Consider the following 26,919-nt stretch of genomic DNA (forward strand, 5'->3'; position numbering starts at 1 on the left):
GCTTAAACTGTGGCTTCACAGTGGAGTAAGGGCACGTGTTCCCGAGCTGGTCAAGGCTGACAGAGATAGTTTCTTACCGGCTTCGCACGCCCAGCGCGGCATGTGGCTTGCCCAGGAAGTGGGCGGCGTCGAGGACCGATCCCTGGCAGCGGCACACACGTACGGCTTGGCTGGCCGGCTCGAGATAGACGCCCTGCACGCCGGGTTGAACGCAGTCCTCGCACGTCACGAAGTACTGCGCACAGGTTTTGCGCTGTGCGACGGTGACCTCCACCAGGTGGTCGGCGTTCCGAGCGAACTCGATCTGCGGGTAGAGGAGACGGACGACGGTCATGAACTCTCCGCGCGAATACGGACATTCGCTGACATACCATTCGACATGGCGCAGGGACCGCTGCTGCGTGCGCGCCTGTTCCGCTTGGCCGCGGACCGGCACGTTCTATGTGTGGTGTTCCACCACATCGCCAATGACGGCTGGTCGATGGAAATCTTTCACCGGGAGCTGGCGGCCCTGTACGGTGCGGCAATCGACCTGCCCGGCGTGACCGATCCCATCGCGCTTTCCGACCTGGCCGAGCTGGACCGACTCCCATTTCAGTATGCCGACTTCGCCGTGTGGCAGGATGGCCAGGCGCAACATCCTGAGACGCACGCCGAGGCCCTTGCCCACTGGCGGTCGAGGCTCGCCGGCGCCCCGCCTCTGTTGACCTTGCCCACCGACAGGCCGCGCAATGATGTAAGGTCGAGCGCCGGTGACCGCGTCGAGTTCGATCTCCTGAAACCCACCGTAGAGCGTGCAACCGAGGTCGCGAGCGCGTACGGCACCACGCTTTTCACCTTCCAATGCGCGGCGTTTCAGGCCCTGCTGGCGGCATGGTCAGGCCAGTCAGACACGGTGATCGGCATCACCACGGCCAACCGCTCCCTGCCTGAGACCGAGTCGTTGATCGGCTTCTTCGTCAACGTCCTGCCGCTGCGCGGCACGTATCGACCGGCCGATGCCTTCGCCGAGTTCCTTGCGGAGACGGCCGGCGCGCTCATCGAGGCGTATCGTCACGAGACCCTGCCCTTCGAGCTACTCCTGGAGCACTTGGCCACGCCGCGCGAGGCTGGATACAACCCGCTGGTGCAGGTGACCGTCGCCTCCCACCAGGAACTCGCAGCGCCCCTTTGCCTTCCACACCTGGTTGTCGAGCACCTGGAGCCCGAACGTCATTACGTCCAAGAGGACTTGACGCTCTACCTGACGACGGCGGGGGCCGGCAGCCGGGGCTATCTCGATTTCCGCACCGATCTTTTCGATCGGCCCACGATCGAGGCTTTCGCGGAGAGCTTCGTACGCTTCATCGGCCTCGCAGCCGACGGGCCGGACACTTCGCTCGGCTCGCTTGTCGAGCAGGCCGGGCTGCGGTGCGGGCGTGCGCCGAGCGGACCGGACGGCGCGGGCGCCGCAGAGCCCGCGCGGACCGGCGATGCGATGCTGTCGACAGCCACCGAACACCTCGTCGCCGAGGTATGGCAGGACATTCTCAATTGCAGATCCCTCGGCGCTGATGACGTCTTCTTCAAACTGGGCGGCACGTCCATGGCGGCCACCCGCGTCGCCAACCGGCTCTCTGAACGCCTTGGCCCCGGTATCACGGTGCGCGTCCGGGATGTGTTTCTGCACAGCAGGCTCGACGCGCTCGCTGAACGGGTCGACGAGCTTGTCGCGAGAGCGGAAGGGAACGGCCGGTGACCGGTGAACGTAGCGGTGACGCCTGGTTATGGGATCTGCGCCGCCGGCCTCGGAACCCCCGCGCGACGCTCGTCCTGCTGCCACACGCCGGCGGCTCAGCCCAAGGTTACGGAGAATGGGCACACTGGTTTCCGGAAGACGTCCGAATCGTGGCGGCCCAGTACCCGGGGCGCGGCCCCCGCTACGGCGAGACGCCCGCCACCCGGATTGAGCAGCTCGCGCAACCGCTGGCCGAGGTTCTGCGCGAGATCGACGGTCCGCTGCACATCTTCGGTCACAGCCTCGGCGCCCACCTCGGGTTCGAGGTGTGCTGGCGGCTCAAACTGCTCGGCAGGTCCGCGGCGGCCTTCTACCCGTCGGCGGCGGCCGCCCCGCACACTCTTCGTCCGGGGCGGCGCCACCCGGGGGAACTTGATGACGCGACCGTGCTCGCCCAGCTCAGGGAGCGCGGCGGTTTGCCCGACGACGTCCTCGGTCACCCCGAACTCCTCGACATGGTGATCGAAGCATGCCGTACCGACATGGCCGTCACCTATCACTACCGCTACGGTCCCATGCGGCGTCTTCTCGATTGTCCCCTGCTCGCCTTTGGAGGCCGCAGTGATGTGGCCGTACCCGCTGAACTCGTTGAGCGCTGGCCTGAGTTGAGCACCGGCCCCAATGAAGTCCACCTGCTCAGTGGCGGCCATTTCTACGTTCACGACCACATGCCGTTGGTGACCGCCGCCCTCCGGAGCTGGCTGGGCCCACGGATTCCACCTGGCCTTCCCCATCGACACCGTCCTGATCAACACGGACAAGCGCTTCGTGCCCCTTCGGTTCCCCGCCTTACCACGAGCGGAGCTCCCACCATGCCAGACGACATGGTTACCTTGCCCATCGAATTGGCCATCGGCAAACCACCGATCATCCCCGTCCCGGACCTCCCGGATGTAGTCGCTGCGACTGAGTGGCTGACCGTGCACAAACGGGAGCTCCGTGCCCAACTCCTTCGACACGGCCACCTGCTGATCCGCGGCCTCCCCATCACCGATGCCGACGCCTTCGCCGCCTTGCGCGACGTTCTGGTCGATGAGCGTGCCGCCTACAAAGAGAAGGCGACGCCACGCAGCAACTACGGCTCGGATATCTTCTCTTCGACGGATCTGCCAGCCGCCCAGCCCATTCATCTGCACAACGAGAACAGCTATACCCTCGATTTCCCCGGGCTGCTCATCTTCGCCTGTATCGCCGCCCCCAGCGCGGGCGGCGCCACCACCGTTGCCGACGTTCGCGAGGTACTGCAAGCCCTCCCCGCAGATCTGGTGCAAAAGTTCCGCGCGACAGGCTGGCTGCTGACGCGTAACTACTATCGCGCCGCCGGGCTGCCCTGGACCACGTCGTTCGGGACTGAGAACCGCGAGGACGTCGAGGCGTATTGCGCGAACCAATTGATCGGCTGCATATGGACGGGCGAGGACGGGCTGCGCACGGTGCAGCGCCGCTCCGCGGTTGTCACGCACCCGGTCACCGGTGACGAGGTGTGGTTCAACCACGCCGCGTTCTGGAGCCGTTGGTCGTTGGAGGAGGAGGTTCGCGATGTATTGGAACTGACCTTCGGCGCAGACGGCATCCCTTTCGACACGGCGCACGGAGACGGTGCAACGCTGGGCGAAGAGGAGATTCGTGCCATCAACGCCGCCTACGCGGCCGCCAGCCGGCGGGAACGCTGGCAGCCGGGCGATCTGATGCTCGTCGACAACATCCTCTCCGCCCACGGACGTGAAACGTTCAGCGGTAGCCGGAAGATCCTTGTCGCCATGGGTGAGCCGGTCCTTCTGGCGGACTGCTCTCCGACTGTGGAGCCGGCCGCGGCCGCAGCCACCGCATCCCACTGACCGCACCGATATTTGGAGCATGTCGTAGATGCCGAACCTCGACTGTGTCGTCATCGGCTACAACGAAGGCGACTTCAATGACTACCGGCTTATGTGCGAGCGAAGCGGTCTTCAATCCCCCGAGTGGCAGATCTTCCGCAAAGAGCATCTGGACATAGACGGCCGTCCGATGCCGTGGATGGATATGCTCAGCACGCTGCGTAATCGGACCACCGGACGAAACGACCGCTACCACGTCGGTGAAGTCTTCAATCTCGCGAGCCTGTACCTGGTCAACTTCCTGCGCCGCCATGAAGTGCGTGCCGATGCTGTTTCGCTGTTCGGTGCCGAACGGGAGAGGCTGGCAGAAATGCTGTCCGGCGGCCCTTCTGTCGTCGCCATCACGACCACGTTCTATGTCAATATCCTCTCGGTGATCCCGATCGTCGATTTTGTCCGGAGCCATGCCCCGGATGCGCATATCGTTGTCGGTGGCCCGCTCATCGACAACTTGTGCCTGGACGGCATTACCGATGAAGTGCAGGACCTTTTTCATGGCATGGGTGCGGACAGCTATGTCCGCGAATCTCAGGGAGAGCACACCCTGGGGCTGTTGTGCCGGGCGGTCATGTCGCGCGGCTCACTGGGCGAGGTGCCGAACCTCATCACCTGCCGCGAAGGCGGAGACTGGGTGAGCAACCGCCGTAAGCCCGAGGCCAATGATCTCGACGCCTACGCCATCGACTGGGCGGCGCTCAGTTCCGAGCGGATCGGTGCCACCGCGCAGACCCGCACCGCCCGCTCCTGCGCCTTCAAGTGCAGCTTCTGCGACTACCCGACCCGCGCCGGCGCCCTGACCACGGCTTCCGTTGAGACGGTGCGCCAGGAAATGCGTGCGTTGGCGGAACTCGGCGTACGCAATTTGGTGTTCGTCGACGACACGTTCAACGTGCCGCCCAAACGCTTCAAGGAACTGTGCCGCATGATGATCGAGGAGAACCTCGGTATCAACTGGTACTCATACTTCCGCTGCTCCAACGCCCGCGACGAGGAGACGTTCGACCTTGCGGCGGCCAGTGGCTGCCGCGGCGTGTTCCTCGGCATCGAGTCCGGCGACATGGACATCCTCGCCAACATGAATAAGCTGGCCCAGGACTCCCAGTATCGCGTCGGCATCGCCCGCCTCAAGGAACGGGACATCACCACGTTCGCCTCGATCATCGTGGGTTTCCCGGGCGAGAACGAGCGCACGATGCAGAACACCATCAACTTCGTGAACGAGACCGCACCCACCTTCTGGAGAGCCCAGCCCTGGTGGGGCAACCCGCGCTCGCCGGTTTACAAGAACAAGGAGCTGTACGGTATCCAGGGCGCCGCCTATGACTGGTCGCATGCCACCATGAACTCCCGCGAAGCGGCCCAGTGGTGCGACACCATGTTCGACCGGGTGACCGAATCGGTGTGGCTGCCCTTGTACGACTTCGACTTCTGGTCCCTGCCCTACCTCGACGGCAAGGGCCTCAGCGTGGATCAACTCGTCCCGCTGCTTCAGGTCTCCCAGGACTTGATGCGCGAGCGCGACGGCGCCCGGCCCGACACAGTCCGGCTCGCCACCCTCAACGACCAACTCGCCAAGGGGATCGCCGCGCTCGACCTTGCCCCGGCCCGATTCTCCTACGTTTCATGATTCCCGACCGCATCGCCGCTGCCGCCCGGGCCCATCCCGACCGCGTCGCCGTTGTCGGACCCTCAGGCTCGCTCTCTTATGCCGAACTCGACGATCTGTCGGGTCGAGTGAGTGGGAGCCTCGTGACGCGCGGACTGCCTCGGCAGGCCGTCGTCGGCCTGCACCTGGCCCGGGGTCTCGATCTCGTCGTCGCGCTCGTCGGAGTTCTCAGGGCGGGTTGTGCCTACCTGCCGCTGGACCCGCGGCATCCCGCCAAATGGTCGCGCGAACTGGTCCAGCGTGCGGGCGCGGCAGCGGTGGTGAGCGGGGGAGAGGCGCCGGTCTGGCCGGAAGGATGCCCGGGGGTGGACGTTGCCGGGGCAGTGCGCGGAGACGCGATCCCGCCGGAACCACTCCTCGCGCACGAGGTAGCCTATGTACTGTTCACGTCCGGAACGACTGGGGCCCCCAAGGCAGTCGAGGTCACCCACGGCAACTTGATCCATCTGCTGCACGGCCTGGAGCGCACCGTGTGGCGGGGCGTGGGACATGCTCGGGTGGCCTGGAACGCCAGCGCCTCGTTCGACGCCTCCGTACAGCAGTGGCTGCGGTTGTGCCGCGGTGACACACTCGTCCTCCTGGATGAGGACACGCGTCTCGACCCTGAAGAGATGGCGAGATACCTGAGCCGCCACAAGGTGACCGATCTCGATGCCGTGCCTTCTCACCTCATCCAGCTAAAGGACTCTCTCGCGGAGTCGGGGCAACCGTTGCGCCTGTTGGTCGGTGGCGAACCGCTGCCGGACGGACTGTGGCGGGAGCTGGCCCGGTCCCCGGGCATACGTGCCTGGAACTTGTACGGACCCACTGAATGCACCGTCGACTCGACGGTGGCCGAAGTGATGGGAGAGCGCCCCCTCCTGGGGGCGCCGCTGCCCGGCGTGCGGTGCCACGTCCTCGACGAATGCCTCATGCCCGTTCCCCAGGGCGAGGTGGGGGAGTTGTTCATCTCCGGCTCGGGTGTCACCCGGGGCTATAGGGGGATGCCATCACGTACCGCTGCCAGCTTCTTGCCGGACCCGTTCGCCGCCGACGGCTCACGTATGTACCGGACCGGCGACCTGGTGCGTCGTTGCGAGACGGGCGAATTGGAGTACGTACGCCGCAAGGACCGCCAGCTGAAGGTGCGCGGCCACCGCGTCGAACCGGGCGAGATCGAGGCGGCACTGCGCGCTCTTCCCGGTGTCGTCAACGCGGCGGTCGTGCAGCCCCGTCCGGATCAGCCGCTCGTCGCGTACGTGGTGACGGCGCCGGAGACGGCGGTGCTCATCGTGCATGACCGGCTGCGCGAGATCCTCCCGGGACACCTGGTGCCCGGGGCTGTGATCGCGCTCCCCGCCTTTCCGCTGACACCTCACGGCAAGATCGACTACGCCACGCTCGCGGAGCTTCGGGCGACCGGCGACGGCGAGGCCGCCGGCCTCGGGCTCACGGACGCCTGGGAAGCCGAGATCGCCGAAATCTGGGCCAAGGTCCTCGCTCGGCCTCAGATCAGCGGCGACGCCGACTTCTTTGATCTGGGCGGTGACTCATTAGGGGTCACCCGCGTCCTCAACCGCTGCCGTGAGCGGTTCGGGGTCCACCTCCGCCCGCGAGTCCTCTTCGATAACTCTGGCCTGCGGGACTTCGCGGAGGTTCTACGGCGGGCGACCGCACCGGACTGAGCTTCGCGCTCCCGCCGCCGCTCCCCGTCACATCCCCCTCCTGCCTGCCCGCGCCGAAGGAGAATCCCGTGAGTGAGCAAATGACCGGTCACTCCAGCCCTATCCGCATCGAACGCGATGGCCCGGCGCCGGCCTCCTTCTCTCAGGCCCGACTCTGGTTCGCCGACCATATGGGTCGCAGAGGGCTCGAGTTCGTCTACCCGTACGCGATGCGTTTGAGCGGCCTGTTGGACGTGGCCGCGCTCAGTGACGCCCTGGATACGGTTGTCGCCCGGCATGAGACGCTGCGCACCACTTTCACCGCCATCGAAGGTGAACCACTGCAAGTGGTAGGCGCCCCGTTTTCCCTTGACCTGACCGCCACGCCGCTCAATGGAGGCGATGAGGAGCTCGACCGCGAGCTGAAAGCGGCCATGGAGCTGCCTTTCGATCTCGTCAACGGGCCCGTACTGCGTGCGCGCCTATGGCGAACAGGCCTGGACGAGCACGTCTTTCTACTGGTGATCCACCACATCGCCACTGACGGCTGGTCCATGGAAATCGTGTTCCGGGAGATCGGCGAGGCCTACGCCGCACACATCGCGGGCAAGACCCCCCGGCTACCGGATTTGCCAGTGCGGTTCGTGGACTTTGCCGCTTGGGAACGGGAGCGTGCGGCAGCCGGCGCGTACACCGATGAGCTGAAGTTCTGGCGCGAGACCCTGGACGGCTGCCCGCACGTCCTGCGCTTGCCCATCGACCGGACGCGCCCCGCCACTCAGGCTTTCGAGGGAGGACTGGTCGCCTTCGATCTTCCGGCCGAGACCACGGCCGCCGTCGAGCGCCTGGCCAAGCTCAGCGGTGCATCGACGTACATGGTGCTCCTCGCGGCATTTGATCTGCTACTCGCGCGATGGTCCGGGCAGCACGATCTGATCGTCGGCATGCCCGTCGCCAACCGTGAGGCCACGGCGACCGAAGAACTCGTCGGCTTCTTCATGAACCTCCTGCCCGTCCGAGCCCAGGTCGACTTGCGTCGTACGTTCCACGAGCTGATCGCGGCCACCCGTGAGAACACTCTCGACGCGTACGCCCACCAAGGGCTGTCTTTCGACCGGCTTGTCGAGGAGATAGCGCCTGAGCGCACCCTCGCCTACAACCCGCTGGTCCAGGTCGCGTTCAACATGGAGAAGGCCCCGACGCTCTCAATCGACGGTGTCTCGGTCGAATCCCTCGATGTCCAGCTCGACATCACGCGCTACGACATGGCGGTCGACTACGTCGTGCGGCCCGAGGGCGGTCTGCGCTTCGACTTCTTCTATGCCAGCGACCTTTTCGAGCGCAGCACGATCGAGGCACTCGCCGCGCGTTTCGCCTTCCTCATAGAAGAGGTCGTGGCGCGTCCAGACGCTTCCATGGCCTCGCTCCCGACCCTGACGATCGAACAGTCCGACGTGGTAAGAGCATTGGGAGCGGGCGCAGCCCTCAAGCAGAGCGAGGCGCAGGCCCTTCCCGACCGATTCCAGGTCGCCGTTGCTGAGCGTCCCAACGCCACCGCCGTCGTCGATGGCGACCGTACTCTCACCTTCGCCGAACTCGATCGGTGCGTCGAGCGCGTCGCCCGTTCCGTGGCCGCGGCGGGGGCTGGCGCGGACGACGTCGTCGGACTGCTCCTGCCGCGCTCGGCCGACCTGCTCGCCGCGATCCTCGGCGTACAGCGGGCGGGTGCTGCGTTTCTGCCCCTCGACCCGCAGTACCCGACCGAACGCCTCGCCTACCTGGTCCGTGACAGCGGATTGCGGCTCATCGTGGCAGAAGCCGAAGTGCCCGCAGAGATACGGGAACCGGTGACCGTACTGCACGTCGACGGGGTGCCGTCACAGGCCCGGTCCACTGCCCTCTCCGCACCTCACCCCGACCAGACCGCGTACGTCATCTACACCTCCGGTTCCACCGGCCGACCCAAGGGTGTGCAGGTCACTCATGGCTCGTTGGCCCGGCTCCTGACCGGTCTCGAGGAGGCGGGCACGATCAGGCCGGGCACCAGCCGTGTCGGCTGGAACGCCAGCCCCTCCTTCGACGCCTCCGTCCAGCAGTGGATGCGGGTCTGCCGGGGCGACACCGTGGTCATCCTGCCCGAGGAGATCCGCAGGTCACCCGAGGAGTTCGCGAAGGCCGTCGCCGACCACACCCTTTCCGATCTCGACCTGACACCCTCGCATGCCGAGCAAATGGTCGACCTGATCGCCGCCGCCACGCCGGCGCACGCACGGCTACGGCTGTGGATCGGCGGCGAGCAGATCCCGGCGCGGTTGTGGCACCGGCTCGCGGAGCACCCCGCCATCGACGCCGTCAACGTCTACGGCACGACTGAGACCACAGTCGACACCACCTGGGCGCGGATAGATGCCACCGGCACTCCTTTCCTAGGAGAAGTGCTGCCCGGCCAGCACGTCCGCGTGCTCGACGCCGCCCTGCAACTCGTTCCGCAGGGCACCCCCGGTGACCTCTACATCAGCGGCACCTCGCTCGCCCGCGGCTACCTTGACCGGCCGGCGCTGACGGCACGCTCGTTCCTCCCCGACCCCTGGGGCGCGGACGGGGCGCGCATGTACCGTACCGGTGACCGGGGCCGCTGGACCGCCGACGGGCGCCTGGAGTTCCTCGGCCGCGACGACCATCAGGTGAAAATACGCGGCTACCGAGTCGAACTCGGCGAGGTTGAGGCCGTGCTCGGTGAGTTTCCCGAACTCCTCGAATGCGCCGTGGTCCTCCGCGAACTCGAGGGGATGGCCGTCCTGGCGGCATATGTGCGCCTCACCCCCGCCGCCACCGTCCAGGACTTGCGAGCCCACACCGAGCACCATCTGCCAGAGTGGATGCGCCCTTCGACGTACACGGCGCTCGAAGCTCTGCCTTCCACCCCGTCCGGCAAGGTCGACCGTCGCGCGCTGGCCGAGCTGGAGCCGGTGGACGCAGGAAGCCGCATACCGGGGCCCGATCAGGCCGATGGCGCTCCACGTACCGCCACCGAGGAGCTCCTCATCCGCATCAGCGAGGAAGTTCTCGGCGTCGAGGGCCTGCTTCCCACGAGCAACTTCTTCCAATCCGGCGGCCACTCCTTGCTCGCCATCCGCCTCGTGGCCCGTCTTAAGCGGCATGCCCAGCTGACCATTCCCATGACCGCCGTGTTCGAGAACCCGATCCTGCGCGACCTCGCCGCGTACGTCGAGGACACCATCCGTGAATGCCTCGCTTCGGAGGAGGCCCGATGAGACCGGACGCCAGTATGAGGCCGGACGGCAGACCCACCGGCGCCCCTGCCCTACGCGTCTTCTGCCTCCCCTTCGCCGGCGCAGGCGCCACCTTCTATCGCGCCTGGCCCGCGGCGCCCGATGGCATCGAGATCGTGCCTCTCCAGCCGACCGGTCGTGAGGAGCGTTTCCCGGAGGACCCATACGACAGCATCGCGATGGCTCTGGAGGACCTGGTGCCGGCCTTGCGAGAGCAGTGCGCCGACGGCCGTCCCTATGCGCTGTTCGGCCACAGCTTCGGCGCGATCCTTGCCTACGAACTCGCCCGTGAAATGAGCGCTTCCCACGAGCCGGAGCCGCTGTGGCTGATGGCAAGCGGCTCCGCGGCGCCCGGCGTCTCCCTCGGCCGCGACTCGTCGGACCTGGACGACGACGAGTTCATCGCCCACGTCGAACAACTCGCGGGCTACATCCATCCGGCCCTTGCCGACCCGGACGTGCGCGAAATCGTGCTGCCCGTGCTCCGGGCGGACGTCCACCTGCACGAGACCCACCGGCTCACCGACGCGCGCCCCCTGTCCATCCCCATCGCGGTACTGCGCGGGACGGACGACCACCAGGTCACCGCCGACGACTGCCTCGCCTGGTCGGACCGGACCACCGCGTCGTGCGTGATTCAGGACGTGCCAGGCGGTCACATGTACCTCGCCGACGAGCCGGAGCCGGTCCTGAAGGCCATGGCCGCGCTCGCCTCCGGACTTCTCGGGAGCCGCGGGTGACGCCCAGTACCCGTGCCCTGGCCCTGCGATGCACGCGCCCTATCGATCAGGCCGTCATCTGCCGATCCCTTGCCTCCATAACGCTGCCGGGGCGGCGCGTCGCGGCGACCTGGACCGAGCGTCTCCCGTACGCGAGCACGGACACCCGGGCGGCGAAGCTCCGGCGGCGAACCGGCGAACGGCCATTCCCCGACGGTTCCGGAGCCCTGCTACGGGTCACGTCGCTCCACTACACCGACGGCGCCCAGGACGTGGTGATCGCCGCGCCTCCCGCATTGCTGGACGAGACCGGCCTGCTCAGCGTGGCGCTTCGCCTTGCGACGCCCGATGCGCCCCCGGCGGTGCTCGAACGTTCGGCCGCGGACCCGGACGGCGGCGAACCTTCGACCCCCTTGTGGGCCACGCCGGTTCCGGGCGGCGCCATGCGGTTCGAGACCGCCGGTGCGCCATTGTCGTCGAGCGACGTCGCGAAGGCGCTTTCGGTGCTGGGAAGAGCACTGGCGCGCCGCGCGCCGGGGGAGCCGGTCGCAGTGTCCGTCCGGGTTCCTGGTCCGCTGGACCCTTCGCTCACTACTGCGGACGAAGTCTTCCAGGTGCCGTTTCCGGCCGAAGCGGGCTCCAATTCGCACACGGCTCTTCGCGAAGCCCGTCTCGGCTTGTCGAGGGAAGAGCGGAGCGCGCCCGGCTTGAGCGGGGACGAAGCGACTTCAGCGGAGCTGGTGCTGCCCGTACCCGGTCCGGTCGAACGGCACCTGAGCGAGGCCGGGTTCACCTGGCACTCCCATCTGCCCAGGCCCACTTCCGCCCCCTTGTCGTTCGCGATCGAGGACACCGCGGACGGGTGGGTGCTCAACTGCACCTATCGAGCGGATTTGTTCGCCTCAACGGCCATGTCCGCTCTGCTCGATGAAATCGCCGCTGCACCCGAGCGCCGGCGGTTCCAGGTACCGCGGCCGCCACGAACAACGGACGCCACGATCCACGCCCTGGTCGCATGCCGGGCCGCCCTGCGCCCGCACGACATCGCCGTTACCAGTGACGCCGACCATCTCACGTACAGACAGCTCGACGACTGGGCCGAGGTGGTGGGCGAGACGCTCCTTGCGCATGGCGTCGGTCCTGGTCATTTCGTGGGCGTGAGCCTGCCGCGCGGTGCTGAGCTCATTGCCACCCTGCTCGGCATCCTCAAATGCGGCGCCGCCTATGTCCCAATCGACCCGTCCTCACCGCGGGAACGGGTGCGCTATCTGATCGCCGACTCCGGGGTATCGCTCCTCGTGACCCACGATGCCGAGGTCGCGTCGGCCGAGTGCCGGACTCTCGCCCCGCCGGTGCCGCGGCCCGGGCGCTCATCGGGCAGAGGCGCGGATCGCCGGACGGAACCGCCATCCTCCCGCTCGGGCGACCCGGCATACGTCATCTACACCTCAGGCTCCACCGGCCGCCCCAAAGGCGTGGTCGTCGACCACCGCAACGTCACCGCGCTGCTCGCCGCGACCCGGGACGAATTCGGTTTCGGCGGGGACGATGTGTGGACGTTCTTCCACTCCTACGCCTTCGATTTCTCGGTGTGGGAAATCTGGGGGTGCCTCACCACAGGCGGCCGGCTGGTCGTCGTCCCGGACGACGTCGCCCGTGCGCCAGAGGAATTCAGGAATCTGCTTCACCGCGAAGGTGTCACCGTACTCAACCAGACACCGTCGGCGTTCGCCCAGCTGCTCTCGACCGAGGAAAGGGGAGCGTTGTCGCTGGCAGTTCGGCTCCTCGTCTTCGGCGGCGAATCACTGGACGCCCGCATCCTGCTTCCCTGGTTCGATGCCCACCCGGAACACGAGTGCCGCGTCGTGAACATGTACGGCATCACCGAGACGACCGTCCACTGCACCTGGCATACCCTCACCCGCCACGAGGCGCTTACCGGCACTCGGTCCATAGGCAGGCCATTACCCGGCTGGACACTGCACATCCTGGGGCCGGAGGGGCAGCCGCTGCCCGTCGGCGTTCCCGGCGAGATTCATGTCGGCGGTGCTGGCCTCGCTCGGGGGTACCACCGCCGGCCCGGCCTGACGGCGCGGCGCTTCCGCCCCGACGACCAGGGCGCGACGCGCGGGGCGCGCCTGTACCGCAGCGGCGACCGCGGCCGGCTGCTTCACGACGGCACGTATGAGCACCTGGGCAGACTCGACGGTCAGGTCAAGGTGCGCGGCTACCGTATCGAGCTCGACGAGATCCGCAGCCGGCTGCTCGAGGCACGCGAGGTCCGCGCCGCGGCCGTCGTGCTGAACCGCCGGGGCGAAGCGCAGGACGCCCACCTCGACGCGTACGTCGTCGGAGCCGGTATCCGCCCGGACGCCCTGCGAGACCACCTTGCGCAAGTCCTGCCCGCCTACATGGTCACCAGCACCATCACCGTTCTGGACGAGTTGCCGTTGACGGGCAACGGAAAACTCGACCCGAGCCGACTCCCCTCGCCGGCACCGGTACAGGCCGGGCGGATTCAGGCCCGGCGAACAAATGGAAGCGGAGAAGAAAGCCTCCACTTCCAGATCTCCCGCATATGGCAAGAGGTTCTCGGCACCGCCGTCACCCTCGATGACAACTTCTTCATGGTCGGCGGCAATTCCCTGCTCGCCATCCGCGTCACCACGCGTATGCATGAGGCCGGCCTCACCGACGAACCCGTCCGCATGATCTACCAGAACCCCACCGTCCGCCGCCTAGCTGAGGCGCTCGGCACCCGTTGACTCACCCGACACCCGTTGGTTCACCGACACCGCGCGGAGCAGACATGAACGAGAACGCCGCCCCTACCATCGCCGCCTGGAGCGTCCTGATCAACGCCGAGGAGCAGTACGGCCTGTTCCCCGCTGACCGGCCCGCCCCGAACGGATGGCGTCCGGCCGGCTTCACCGGCAGCGAGGAAGAATGCGCCGCATACGTTGATGAGCACTGGACGGATATGCGTCCGCTAAGCCTGCGTAATGCACTCGACAGCCCTCAGTCTTGAAGACGAGAATCTCATGCAGCTCATGAAGCTCCCCAATGGTCTTGACATCACCCAGGTGAGTACGGGCGAGACCGCCCTGCTGTATCGCGACATTTTCGTCGAACGCTGCTATATGCAGCATGGCATTCAGCTCGCCCCCGGGGACACGGTGTTCGACGTGGGCGCGAACGTCGGCATGTCGACGCTCTTCTTCCACACCGAGTGCCCGAACCTGACCATCCACGCCTTCGAACCCGCTCCCGTGCCGTTCGCGGCGCTGACAAAGAATGTCGATATGCACGGAATACGAGCGAGCGTCATGCGGTGCGGTCTTTCCGACCACTCCGGCACAGGCCGCTTCGCTTATTACCCTGACGCGACGGTGATGTCCGGGTTCCATGCAGACCCGGCCGTGGAAGCCGAGCTGACTCGCAACTTTCTCCTGAAAAGTGGCGTCGAGGAGGAAGACGTTGATGACATGCTCGAAGGACGTCACACTCTGGAAGAGATCGAGTGTGAGATTCGCACGCTCTCGCAGGTCATCGCCGAACACCGCGTAACGACCATCGACCTGCTCAAAGTGGACGTGGAAAAGAGCGAACTCGAAGTCCTGCGGGGCCTTGCCGATTCAGACTGGCCCAGAGTCAAGCAGGTGGTCGCCGAAGTGCACGACCAGGACGGTGCGTTGAAGCAATTTACGGCTCTTCTCGAGAACCATGGCTTCACGATCGCGGTGGAACAGGACGAGCTGCTGCAAGGCACCGATATTTACGAGGCATTCGCAGTGCGTAAGGAAGGGATGGACGCGTGACCGTGCCCCAACCCGACACAGTCACCGATGTGGCGGATCCGGACCTGTACGCGCACGGCGACCCGGTCGCGACCTGGGCGTCCCTGCGGGCCACGTCCCCGGTCTTCTGGAACGAACATCCGCCGGGACCCGGCTTCTGGGCCGTGATGTCCTACGCGCCCGCCCTCCAGGTCTACCGTGACACCGAATCCTTCACCTCTGAACTCGGCATGCGCGTGGACTCCGATCCGGAAGCGGTACGAGCGGCCGCCTCCAAGATGCTGATCGTCACCGACCCGCCCACCCATCCGCGGCTGCGGAAACTGATGAACGCGGCCTTCGTACCCAGGGTGGTCTCGACGTTGGAAGCCAGCATGCGCCGCGTCGTCGAACCCCTCATTGAATCAGCACTCGCTCGGGACAACATCGATTTCGTGAGCGAGATCGCGGCCATTTTGCCCGCCGCGATCATCTGTGAAATCATGAGTATCCCGCAGTCCGAAGGCTCGACGATGATCAGGCTGACGAGCCAGGCATTTGGCGCATCGGTGGGAACAGCGCGAACGAGGGCGGAGACAGCCGCATGTCCTGCCATGGGAACCAGTGCCTTCGAGCTGTCGAAAACGGAGGCCCACGGGGAGATCCTTCTCTACTACGCCGACCTGGTCGCCCAGCGCCGGCAGAACCCTGGCGACGACGTCGTCAGTGCCCTGATCCAGGGCGAGCTCGAGGGCCGGCCCCTGACCGACGAGGAGATCCTCCTCAATTGCGACGGTCTGCTCACCGGTGCCAACGAGACGACCAGGCATGCCTCGGCTGCCGGGCTGAAGGCGTTGATCGAGAATCCAGAGGAGTGGCGCCGCCTGAAGGAGGGTCTGGTTGACATCGAAACGGCCGTAGACGAGGTCCTTCGTTATACCAGCCCCGCCCTGCACGTTATGCGCGTGGCCAAGCGGGATGTCAGCGTAGGCGGTCAGCAGGTTAGAGCGGGCGAGGCGGTCGTCATCTGGAATTCCTCAGTCAACCGTGACGAAACAGTCTTCCCCGACCCCGACCGCTTCGACCTGTCCCGCACCGGAAACCGCCATCTGACGTTCGGGATCGGCCCCCACTTCTGCCTCGGCGCACCGCTGGCTCGTGTCGAACTCAAGGTGCTGCTGGAAGTGCTGGCGGAGAAGGTAACCGAGATGGAGATCGTGGGCGATGTCAAGCGCCTCAGGTCGAACTTCATGTGGGGAATCGAGCACCTTCCGGTGTCGTTCCGGTAGAAGCGTTCACGTAACTAGGCTTCACCTGTCAAAGGGGCAAGCTCGCCAGGCCCCCTGAATTCAGATGGAAACAGTTAGAAGGCTCTATGAATGAAGCATCCCCTTGCTCCGCGCTGCTGATCATCGACGTTCAGGAAGGATTCCTCGCAGGAAGTGTCGGCGTGTATCGCGGGGATGAATTCATCGAAGTCGTGGATTCGCTGCGATGCAGGGCGCGAAACCGAGGAATGTCTGTCATGTACACGCAATTTAACGGACCGCCTGGTCATCCGGCCGAAGCGGGAACACGGGGCTGGCAGATACATGAAAAGTTGAAGCCATTGGACGGCGATCTGGTCATCGGCAAGAAATCAACGGACAGCTTTCACCTGTCCGCGCTGCATGACGAGCTTCAGCGGCGTTCCATCACCCGCTTGTACGTGACCGGTTGCCTTACTGAACTCTGTGTCGACACCACCTGCCGAAGGGCGATAACGCTAGGTTACGAAGTCCTTTTGATCGGTGATGGTCACACTACCTTCGATGTTCCCGTATGCGACGTCAGCCCGGCCGCGAGAATACTCCTGACCAATGACGTGATGTACCGGATCGGTGATGGCAGCCGCCACATTTGCGTGATCAATGCATCCGATTTCCCGTGACCGCGGCCGCCTTGAAAGAGGGACCGATTTTTGATGGCTGACTCGACTGCGATGTACCTGGACTTGATGAAGAAGATCCTCACCAACGTCATCTATGAGGACCCGCCGCTGCCCAACCCGTGGTTGCCCGGGGACGCGTTCGACCGGATAGACCGGCTCGCGGGGCTGGACTGGCCCAGCAGTGCGCACACCATGATCGGTATTCGCCGTCTCGACAACGTACAGTTCTGCGTCGAGCGGATTCTGGCAGACGGCGTACCGGGCGACTTCATTGAAACCGGTGTCTGGCGTGGGGGCACTTGTATCTTCATGCGAGCGTTGCTTCGCGCCCATGGAATCACGAATCGCCTGATCTGGTGCGCAGACTCTTTTGCCGGCATGCCGGAAGTGGTGGATGGGCACGAGGGTGACGTCGAACTGGCGACCCACGCCTTCAATGACCTCATGGGGGTATCGCTCGACACCGTGAAGCAGAACTTCGAGGCCTATGGACTCCTCGATGACCAGGTTCGTTTCCTGCCAGGCTGGTTCAAAGACACACTCCCGAATACTCCTATCAGGAGACTGGCACTACTGCGCTTGGACGGTGACCTCTACGAGTCGACGACGGACGCCCTGGTGAATCTGTATCCGAAACTCTCGATTGGCGGATTCGTCATTGTCGATGACTATTTGATTGACGTTTGCAAGGAGGCGGTCCATGACTTCCGCGAGGACAACAATATCCACGACGAGATAGTGGAAATCGACGGCTATGGCGTTTACTGGCGCCGTACTGCCTGAGGAGGGGACCGATCCCATGACGCTCGCGGAAAGCCGGGGTCCGGCCGGCGCCTGGGCCACCTCGTCAGCTGACACACTCGTCGCAGCCCTGAGGCGGGCAGCCGAGCAGGCTCCTGATCACGGCACCACGGTCGTCGGTGTGAACGGGCAGGCGGATAAGATCACCTACCCCGACCTGCTCGCACAGGGTAGTGCCATCGCCGGCGGACTTATCGATGCGGGATTCATCTCCGGCCAAGTGATCGTGCTTCATGATCTGGAGTTGGCGGACTTCTTTCCGGCGTTCTGGGGGTGCGTGCTCGGCGGGTTCGTGCCACTGTCGCTCATGGCCAGTGGGCATACCAGTCCACGGGAAGCCCAGTTCCGTGAGGCGTTGGAGGTATGCGCTCTTGTAAGTGGCGCTTGCATCCTGACAGACCAGGCCGGAGCGGCTGGATTCGCCGACCTTGCCGGTCCGGCGCTACCCGCCGTGCTGACACTCGCCGACTGTCGAGGCCGCATTCGGTCCGAATTCTCGCGGGCGGGTGACTCGGATGTGGCGTTGATGCTCAGGTCGTCGGGCAGCTCCGGTCAGCCGAAGGTCATTCCATTGAAGCACGAGGCGCTGATCGACTTCGCACACGGAAGTCTCGCGTCCTTGAAATGGGGGCGCGATGACGCGATCCTCAACTGGCTGCCGGTTGATGCGAGCGCTCCGCTGCTGTTAGCTCACATTCTCCCGCTGTTCGCCTGCGCAGACAATATGCATGTACCGGTCAATCAGGTCATGGCTGATCCGCTGCACTGGTTTGACCTTCTGTCCGATTACCGCATCACACACAGTTTGGCGCCCGCCTTCGCTTTCCGCATGGTGTCCACCGCCCTGGCGCAGGAAGGGCCACGAGACTGGAATCTATCCCACCTCGCGGGCCTCATCTCCGGCGGGGAGATGATTCAACCCGGAGTGTTCGATGATTTCGTCGTGGCGATGGCGCCCCACGGTCTCTCGGCGGGCCATCTGCACTCATCGTGGGGAATGACGGAGACGGTAACGGGAATCACCTGGGGCCGATACGGGGAACCGGACAGCGTGGTGCGTGTTACCACGGAGAGCCTGAGCGGCAGGATAGTTCACGCCGGGGCTGAGGCCCCAGATGAGGAGTGCACGAGGCTGGTCACGGCTGGGGTGCCAGCGCCCGGTGCGGAACTGCGAGTGGTCGATGCGGAAGGGCGACTGCTCACGGAGGATGTCGTCGGGCATTTGCAGGTCCGGTCCATTCGTGTCACGCCTGGCTATATCGGGGAAGGCACAGAGGCATTCGTAGAGGCCGACGATGGTGGACTTCCCTGGTTCGACACCGGTGATCTTGCCTTCATGAAGAACGGGGCCGTGTTCCCTGTAGGTCGCACGAAGGACGTCATCATCGCCAACGGAGAAAAGTACCCCACCTATCCAGTCGAGCGCGTCATGGAGTCCGTCGAAGGGGTGATCCCAGGCTTGGTCGCGGCGTGCGGTGTGCCCGATCCCAAGCTGGGCACGGAGTCGCCGATCCTCTTCTTTGCCGCTGCGGACGGTGTCAGCGACACCCGGGCACTCGCGCGTGAAGTCGGCCGGGCAGTGATGCGGCAAACGGGCTTGGTCCCCGGCCGTGTCGTCGCCGTTCCAGCGGAACGGTTCCCCCGGGCGTCGGCAGGCAAGATCCTACGCTCGGAACTCGTTCGGATGCTCCCGTCCCTTGCCGAACCGATGGACAGCGACGCATTCAAGCACCTGCTGCGCAACGAGATCGCGAACCTCACGGGCACCCGGCCCAAGGACGACGTTCCCTTCTATGAACTCGGCCTGACCTCCGTGATGATCGCCCGCCTCCATCAACGTCTCGGGCGCGCGAACTTGACGTTGTCCGCATTGTTCGAGTATCCCACCATCAACGAACTCGCGGCATTCGAGCACTCCGTCTCTGACAGAAAAGAAGCGGAGGAAGGGTCTAGCCGAGATGGCGATCAGCGGGCGATAGCGGTGATCGGCATGGCGTTGCGATTTCCCGGAGCGTCAAGCCCCATGGAGTTCTGGGATCTCGTCCGCTCGGGTACGGACGGCCCCGTTGCCGGTGGAAAACTCCATGACGCTGACTTCTTCGACGCGGATTTCTTCGGTATAAGCCCCAAAGAGGCATCCCTCATTCACCCCGGCCATAGGCTCTTTCTGGAGTGCTCCTACGAGGCTCTGGAGACGGGCGGATATGCTACGCACAACGGGCTGCGGATCGGGGTCTTTGCGGGCGAGGGTGCAAACCTCCTCAAATACCAGACGCCGCCGGCGAGTCGTAGAGGCGACCTCGACCTCGCTGATTCCATGCTCTGGACGTTCGGCTCGGAAGCGGATTTTCTCGCTTCCCGAGTCTCGTATCGGCTCGGGCTAACCGGCCCGGCCATAGGAATTAAGACGGCCTGCTCGTCCTCATTGGTCGCCGTCCATCTCGCCGTCCAATCCCTGCTTGCCGGTGACGCTGATCTCGCTCTCGCCGGAGCCTCCGCCGTCCAGGCCCCACCGCGCTCAGGCTATGTTCACCACCCGGATTCGGTTCTTTCCGCATCAGGAATGTGTCGGCCCTTTGACGTGGACGCCGACGGGACGATCGGTGCGGACGGGGTCGCTGTGGTTCTGCTCAAGCCGCTGGCTTCGGCGCTTGAGGACGGTGACCCGATCATCGGCGTGATCACCGGCACGGCGGTGAACAACGATGGCCGGCGCAAGGCCGGATTTACGGCACCGAGTTCACGGGGCCAGTCGGAAGCGGTGCGCGCAGCTTTGCGCAGGGCCGGGATCAGCGGCACGGATCTCACATATGTGGAGGCGCACGGCACGGGAACTCCGGTCGGTGACCCCGTGGAGTTCGGGGCGCTCAGTAACGCACTGCTCGCGGAGAGCGGGCCCACTGGATTTTGTGCGCTGGGCTCGGTGAAGTCCAGCGTCGGCCACTTGGACGCGTGTGCGGGCATGGCGGGTCTGATCAAAGTGCTCCTCATGCTGCGGCATCGCATGTTCGTGCCAACCGCCAACCTGCGGACTCCGCATCCCGACCTCGATCTGTCCGGCAGCCCTTTCACATTTGTGCGGGAGGCGGGGCCGATGCCCAGCGGGCAGATCCTGCGTGCTGGAGTGAACGCACTCGGCGTCGGTGGGACCAATGCTTTCGTCCTCGTGGAGGAGGCGCCGGAGCAGCGACCCATGGACGGGGAGCCGGACGGAGGCGTCGTCCGGGTGTCAGGCTCCACTCCCGGGGCGGTCATCCGGTCGGCTCGAACGGTCGCGGATTGGCTTGACCGGCATCCGGAGACCCGTGTCGCGAGTGTGGCGGCGAGCATGGTGGTACGACCCGTGCTCGCGCACAGCACTGCCGTGGCCGCAACGTCCGCTGGTGAACTCGGCCGGCGGCTGCGGGACCTCACCGATGAGGACATGGCGAGGCCCGGGGGTGAACTCGCTTTCGTCTACAGCGGTCAAGGCACCGCGCGTCCCGGCATGGCGCAGGGGCTTTACGGAACGTTTCCGGAGTTTCGAGCGGTGCTCGATGAGTGTGAGCGGATCCATCGCGGTGAGTTCGGCGATGGGCTGCTGGACGGTCTTCTCAACGGGGGGGTACGAGATTCCGCCTGGGCACAGCCCGCTCAGTTCGCTCTGCAGGCGGCGCTGACCGCCCAGTGGGAGGCATGGGGAGTGCGACCCGGACGGGTGCTCGGGCACAGTCTCGGTGAACTCGCGGCGCTACATGCCGCGGGAGCGTTCTGCCTTGAGGATGGGATCCGCTTTGCGGCACTGCGCGGCCGGCTGATGATGACGGAAATGGCGGAAGGTGGAATGCTCGCCGTCCGCGCCGACATCGCAGTGGTCGAGAGGGCGGCGCGGGACGGCGGTCTGTACATCGCGGCTCAGAACGGGACGGATTCCTTCGTTCTCGCCGGCGGTCCAGAGTCACTTCAGGCTTGCGGTCGACTCCTGGACGAACGAGAAGTGCCGTGGCGATCGCTCGAGGTGAACCGTGCCTTCCATTCCCCGATGGTGGACCCGGTGCTGGACCGGCTGGCGGATGCGGCGGCGCAATGTGGCATGCTCCCGTTGCGAATTCCGCTGATCAGCGGGCCGGACGGCAGCGAATTGCCGGAAGGAGAGACACCCGAGCACGACTACCTTGTTCGCCAGGCCCTTCTTCCAGTCCGTTTCGATCTGGCTCTCGCGACATTGGGTTCGTCCGGGATCGATGCCGTCGTGGAGATCGGTGCGCGGGACGAGCTGGCCGCTCTCGGTCGTCGAGCTCTGCGAGACCTCGCGTGGATCCCGTCCCAGGCGAAGAAGACCGAAGAGGTGGCGGCGATGCTGGACGCCGTTGCGGCGATCTACCGCGCGGGGCAGGACGTTGAGCCGGAGATCGTCGCGTCCGGCACACGCAGGATCGCACTTCCCGGATATTCCTTTGAGAGGATCGTCATGCCTGATTACGCGGTCGGCGGCGAGGAGGCTCACACAGTTGAGCCCCAGCGGAACAAAGAAGTTCTTAAGGACCTGCTCGCCATGACCGGCGAAAGGCTCGGCGTCGCCGCCGACGGTCGAATCGCCGACACCGCGTTCACCGCTCTCGGAGCTGACTCCTTGACACTGATGGCACTGAGCCGCCAGGTCGAAAGAAGGTATGGTGTCGCTATTCCCGTGCAAATGTTGTTCGAGACCGCCGACACGCCGCGCAAGCTCGCTGAGACTCTCGAACTCCGATTGTCTGAAGCCACTGAGAGCAGGCGCCGCGCGCCGCTGGACGCGCCGGAAGCCGCATCCAAGGCCACGTCGGGAAACTCGCGCTCGGTGATGTCCGTGCCCACTGCGCCTTCGGTACCGGAGCCCGCGGAGTCCAGGACCGTTTTCGAGCGCTTCTCGGGAGACGAGAACACCGCTGCGGTCGACCTTGAGGGGTTGCTTTCGGCCCAGCTCAGGATCACCGAGAATATGTTCTCCAAGGTCAGCGATCTCATGTCCCGACAGCTCGATATGGTCAGTCGCGGCGCCCCGCCCGTAGCGACGGCGAACGGCGGGCACCCTGATGGCCGGGCCGCTGGAGCGCACAACCGGGTGGAAGTCGGCCAGAAGTCGGGATGCGACTACAGTCTCTACTTTTTTGGGGACTACCCGGCCAAGGAGGTCACGGACGAGTATGAGGGCCTGCTGGCGGCGGTCGAGTTCGCCGACCGCAACGGCTTTCATGGGCTGTGGTTTCCGGAGCGGCATTTCGCCTCCTTTGGAGGGCTCTTTCCGAATCCCAGTGTCCTCGCTGCGGCATTCGCCGCCCGCACGTCACGGATAAGGATTAACGCTGGGTCGGTTGTTCTTCCTTTGCACAACCCGATCAGAGTTGCTGAGGAATGGGCCGTCGTGGACAACCTGTCCCGGGGGCGCGTGGGATTGTGTGTGGCATCCGGATGGCATGCAAATGACTTCGTGCTGGCTCCGGAGCACTATGAGAACCGTCGTGAGCTGACCTATGAGCGGGTCGAAACCGTGCGGCGCCTGTGGTCGGGGGACACGGTTCGCGCAGTGGCCGGCGGCGGGGCGGAGATCGAGGTCGGGCTGTTTCCGAAGCCGGTACAGGAGCGGCTTCCGATGGCGATCGCCGTCGTGGGGAACCCGGAGAGCTACCGCCGGGCGGCACGACACGACTTGGGCGTGGTGACAAACCTCATGACTCAGAGCGTCGCCGATCTCGCCGCAAACGTGGCTCTCTACCGCAGGACGCGGGCCGAGTGCGGCCTGGACCCGGACGCGGGACGCGTCGTCGTGCTGCTGCACACATACTTGGACGACGACGGCGAGCGTGCCCGCACGCGGGCCGCCGGCCCGTTCCGTACCTACTTGCGTTCGTCACTGAATCTCCTCAGCGGCCTCTCCCGGAGCCTGGGCCTGGAAGATGAACTGGAGAACACTCCTCCCGGCGACCTTGATTTCGTCCTCGACCGAGCCTTCCGCCTCTACTGCGACGAACGAGCACTTATCGGTTCACCCCGGGAATGCCTTCGGATCGCCGATGCCGTGGTCGCCGCCGGCGCGAACGAGATCGCCTGCTTCGTGGACTTCGGAATCTCGACCGAAAGTATGGTGGCGGCTCTTCCGTTGATCAATGCCCTTCGAGACCTACAGGGCGGGGTGGTTCCGTTCGGGGACCGAGCCATTCGGACGAGGGAGCTCTCTCGGCCTGCGGTGGCGCCCGGAACCGCCTGGACTCCCGCGTCACCAGGGAACACCCGCACGTTTTCGGCACCTGGATCCACTCGGATCCCCGCGGCACCTGGCCTAGCTCAATTTCCGACGTCCACCGCCCAACGACGTCTGTGGCTGGTGGATCAGACTGGTGTCGGTCGCAGCGACTACCTTGAGCCAAAGGGAATTGTCTTCGACGGCCCGCTCGATATCGAAGGGCTGCGCACGGCCCTGAACCTGGTCGTCGCGCGACACAGCACGCTACACGCTGTGTTTCGAGAGGTCGGCGGAGAACTGAAAATGCTGGTCAGGGACCCAGCTCCGATCTTTTGCCCCCTGATCGAACTCCCTGGACTGCCGGTCGACGAGGCATTGGCACGGCTGCGGGCGGACCATCCTGAAACCACGTTCGATCTGGCGGAAGGCCCGCTGTTCGCTATGCGCCTCGCTAAAACTGCACCGGATCGGCACATTCTCTATCTCGTGGCTCACCATATCGTATTCGACTCGTTCTCCACACAGATCTTCTGCCGGGACCTTGCCGCCTACTACAGAGATCCATCCGCAGAACTGCCGCCATTGCGGCCTGATGTGTACATAGAATCATCCGCTGAGCCGGATCTGGACTTCTGGATCACCGAACTGGACGCCGCCCCTGTCCTCACCCTCCCCTCCGACGTTGAGAGCGCCGTGACAGGAAAGGGCGCGAGTCTCGTCCGCGAGTTCGGCACCGCCACGGCCGAACTCGTCGACGATCTCGCTCGTGCCCATAATGCTACTTCCTTTATGGTGCTCATGGCCTCGCTCGGAGCGCTGCTGGGTAGGATCAGCGCACAAGATGATTTCATGCTCGGCATGGCAGTGAGCAACCGGCAGGAGGAGAACCGGGATCGCATCGGTATGTTCATCGAGACCGTGGTTCTGCGGACGGACCTCTCCGGTGAGCCTGATTTCGTCGAGTTGCTGAAGAGAACCAGAACTAGAATCGCTCGGATCCAGGATCACCTGGATGTGCCGTTCGACGAACTGGTCAGTGCGCTCAACCCCCCGCGAGTTGCAGGCGTCAATCCGCTCTTCGGTGTGATGGTCGAGTATGAACGGGAGCGGTCAGCGCCGGAGTTTTCGCCGCCCGAGGTAAGCGTCAAACTGCTCGACCTGCCGACCGATCGTGCTCTTTTCGAACTCAGCCTGTGCTTCGCCCGGCATGAGAGGGGCCTTCGCTGTCTGGTCGAGTATGACGCGGGCCGGTTCGACGAGCCGAGTGTCGAGCGGCTCCTCACGCTCCTGGAAACGGTTATCAAACGTGCCGGTTCGGACCCGAACGCTCGGCTCTCCTCCCTGACGGGGCCGACGGACGAGGACCAGGCGAGGATAGCTTCCTGGCAGGGCGCTGTTACCGAGGAGTCTTACGACTGCTTGCACCATCTGGTCGAGAGACAGGTCGACCGAACCCCGGACGCGGTGGCGGTCATCAGTGGACCGAGCACGCTGACCTACACGGAACTGGACAACGCCGCCAACCGGTTGGCGCACGGCTTGATCGAGGACGGCATCGGGCCCGGCGACGCCGTGGCGGTGTTCCTGCGGCCGAGTGCCACGTTGGTGGTCGCCGTCCTCGCCGTCCTGAAGACCGGAGCCGCCTACGTTCCCCTCGATCCGTCCCTTCCCGACCAGAGGGTCGCGTTTTGCCTGGGCGACAGCAAAGCGAGAACGGTGCTAACCGAACCGGAATTGTCAGTCCCGACCGGCGGCTGGATCGTACGGACCCTTGTAGAGGAAGATGGACCGATTACCAGGCCGGAAGCGGAGGTGGAGCGGGACGACCTCGCCTACTGCATCTACACATCCGGCTCCTCCGGCCAACCCAAGGCGGTGCAAGTTCCTCACCGGGGCCCGGTCAACCTGCTGCGATGGCAGCTGGCCTGCCGCCCGACACTGCGTACCTTGCAATGGACGTCGATCGGTTTCGACGTCAGCGTGCAAGAAATTTTCGGCACGCTCGCATCAGGCGCCGCACTCGTCGTACCCGCCGCAGACGAACGCGAAGACCCTGCCGCGCTCAACGCACTGATGAACCTGCATCAGGTAGAGCGGATACATATCGCGTATACGCCGCTGAAGTATTTCGCTGAGTACGGATTTCATGCGCCTTCACTCAAGGAAGTCTGCGTGGGGGGTGAGGAATTGATCATTACTCCGGCGATTCGTCGCTTCCTGCAGGCTCACCCTGAAGTCAGGTTCTTCAACCAGTACGGACCGACTGAGGCATCCGTCATAGTGACTGCCCACCGGGTCCGAGACCTGGATGCACGCAAGATTCCCATTGGCCGGCCGATTGACAATGTCGCGGTCCGGGTCGCCGACGACGCGGAAAACTTGACTCCGATAGGCGTTGCCGGAGAACTCTGGCTCGGCGGAGCCTGCCTCGCCGATGGCTATCTTGGAGATCCTTCCCTGACTGCCGAAAGGTTCGTCGAGAGGGAGGGAGAGCGGTTCTACCGAACCGGGGACTTGGTCCGCTGGAGATCCGATGGAGACTTGGAGTACCTCGGCCGGATCGACGAGCAGGTGAAAATCCGTGGACACCGAGTGGAACCCGGTGAAACCCAATCGGTGCTCAGCAGGTTGCCCGGCGTTCTGGACGCCGCGGTCGTTGCTCAGCCCACGAGCGAGGACGAACCTGAGCTGGTGGCCTATTTGGTCATGGAACAGGGTTTGGAGGAAGACGGGTGGAGCCGGCCACTCCGTGCGCAACTTGCCGCGACGCTGCCCGACTACATGGTTCCCACCCATTGGATGCGAGTCGACCGACTGTCCTGGAGCCTGAGCGGCAAACTCGATAAGACCTCGCTGCCGTCCCCTCAAATGGGATCTCATACCGCCGGCAGATCCGGCCCGCTGGAACAGAGCATCCAACTTCTCTGGGCCGCAGAATTCGGCGACTCTTCGATCGACTTCGACGAGTCATTCTTTAACGTAGGCGGGAACTCGCTCAAGGCAGTGCGCATCCTGGTAAGGATCAGAGAGCGCTTTGGAATCGACCTGTCATTCCGCGATTTTGTCAAGGAGCCGACCATACGGGCGATGGCGCGCGCAGTGGCGGCCTCAGGGGTGGAAGCCCATGGCGATCGCTTCTGAGTGCGTGTTTGAGAAGTTGATCTCGGTCGGCGTGGCTGCGTGATCTTGTGTGCCGGTTCGTGCAGGGTGGCGCGATGTCTCGGCAGTCGTGCTA

At 64.9% G+C, this 26,919-nt stretch carries 13 protein-coding genes; all 13 read left to right on the forward strand.

Annotated features, from left to right (window positions below):
• Window positions 1–100 precede the first annotated feature (100 nt).
• The 13 genes from ACGFIS_RS36090 (at window position 101) to ACGFIS_RS36150 (ending at window position 26,825) form a co-directional block, all read left to right on the forward strand.
• Window positions 101–1,738, forward strand: coding sequence for a condensation domain-containing protein (locus tag ACGFIS_RS36090; protein WP_392973877.1), 1,638 nt, complete (start codon window positions 101–103; stop codon window positions 1,736–1,738).
• The gene (locus ACGFIS_RS36095; RefSeq protein ID WP_392973865.1) at window positions 1,735–3,615 is read left to right on the forward strand and encodes an alpha/beta fold hydrolase; all 1,881 of its coding nucleotides are present in this window, start codon (window positions 1,735–1,737) and stop codon (window positions 3,613–3,615) included. Before ACGFIS_RS36090 ends, ACGFIS_RS36095 begins: the two co-directional genes overlap by 4 nt.
• A 28-nt stretch (window positions 3,616–3,643) precedes the next feature.
• Window positions 3,644–5,281 (forward strand): PhpK family radical SAM P-methyltransferase, encoded by a 1,638-nt coding sequence (locus tag ACGFIS_RS36100; RefSeq protein WP_392973866.1) that lies wholly within the window; start codon window positions 3,644–3,646, stop codon window positions 5,279–5,281.
• Window positions 5,278–6,984, forward strand: coding sequence for a non-ribosomal peptide synthetase (locus ACGFIS_RS36105; RefSeq protein ID WP_392973867.1), 1,707 nt, complete (start codon window positions 5,278–5,280; stop codon window positions 6,982–6,984). The genes ACGFIS_RS36100 and ACGFIS_RS36105 overlap by 4 nt, the downstream gene beginning before the upstream one ends.
• Before the next feature lie 68 nt (window positions 6,985–7,052).
• On the forward strand, window positions 7,053–10,238 hold the full coding sequence (locus ACGFIS_RS36110) for an amino acid adenylation domain-containing protein (protein ID WP_392973868.1): 3,186 nt from the start codon (window positions 7,053–7,055) through the stop codon (window positions 10,236–10,238).
• A 14-nt stretch (window positions 10,239–10,252) separates the two neighbouring features.
• Window positions 10,253–10,996, forward strand: coding sequence for a thioesterase II family protein (locus ACGFIS_RS36115; RefSeq protein ID WP_392973878.1), 744 nt, complete (start codon window positions 10,253–10,255; stop codon window positions 10,994–10,996).
• Complete coding sequence (locus ACGFIS_RS36120; RefSeq protein ID WP_392973869.1) at window positions 10,993–13,740, forward strand: amino acid adenylation domain-containing protein; 2,748 nt, start codon at window positions 10,993–10,995, stop codon at window positions 13,738–13,740. The genes ACGFIS_RS36115 and ACGFIS_RS36120 overlap by 4 nt, the downstream gene beginning before the upstream one ends.
• Window positions 13,741–13,784: 44 nt before the next feature.
• Window positions 13,785–14,003, forward strand: a complete 219-nt coding sequence (locus tag ACGFIS_RS36125; RefSeq protein WP_392973870.1) for an MbtH family protein — start codon at window positions 13,785–13,787, stop codon at window positions 14,001–14,003.
• A 13-nt stretch (window positions 14,004–14,016) separates the two neighbouring features.
• On the forward strand, window positions 14,017–14,793 hold the full coding sequence (locus ACGFIS_RS36130; RefSeq protein WP_392973871.1) for an FkbM family methyltransferase: 777 nt from the start codon (window positions 14,017–14,019) through the stop codon (window positions 14,791–14,793).
• Window positions 14,790–16,040, forward strand: coding sequence for a cytochrome P450 (locus ACGFIS_RS36135; protein ID WP_392973872.1), 1,251 nt, complete (start codon window positions 14,790–14,792; stop codon window positions 16,038–16,040). Before ACGFIS_RS36130 ends, ACGFIS_RS36135 begins: the two co-directional genes overlap by 4 nt.
• A gap of 86 nt (window positions 16,041–16,126) precedes the next feature.
• Window positions 16,127–16,681, forward strand: a complete 555-nt coding sequence (locus ACGFIS_RS36140; RefSeq protein WP_392973873.1) for a cysteine hydrolase family protein — start codon at window positions 16,127–16,129, stop codon at window positions 16,679–16,681.
• Window positions 16,682–16,714: 33 nt separating this feature from the next.
• Window positions 16,715–17,464, forward strand: a complete 750-nt coding sequence (locus ACGFIS_RS36145) for a TylF/MycF family methyltransferase (protein WP_392973874.1) — start codon at window positions 16,715–16,717, stop codon at window positions 17,462–17,464.
• Window positions 17,465–17,480: 16 nt separating this feature from the next.
• Window positions 17,481–26,825 carry an amino acid adenylation domain-containing protein gene (locus ACGFIS_RS36150; RefSeq protein ID WP_392973875.1) on the forward strand — a complete coding sequence of 3,115 codons (9,345 nt, stop codon included), beginning with the start codon at window positions 17,481–17,483 and terminating at the stop codon, window positions 26,823–26,825.
• Window positions 26,826–26,919: the final 94 nt, after the last annotated feature.

It is taken from the genome of Spirillospora sp. NPDC048824, from assembly GCF_043198455.1.
In the GTDB taxonomy this organism is placed as follows: domain Bacteria; phylum Actinomycetota; class Actinomycetes; order Streptosporangiales; family Streptosporangiaceae; genus Spirillospora.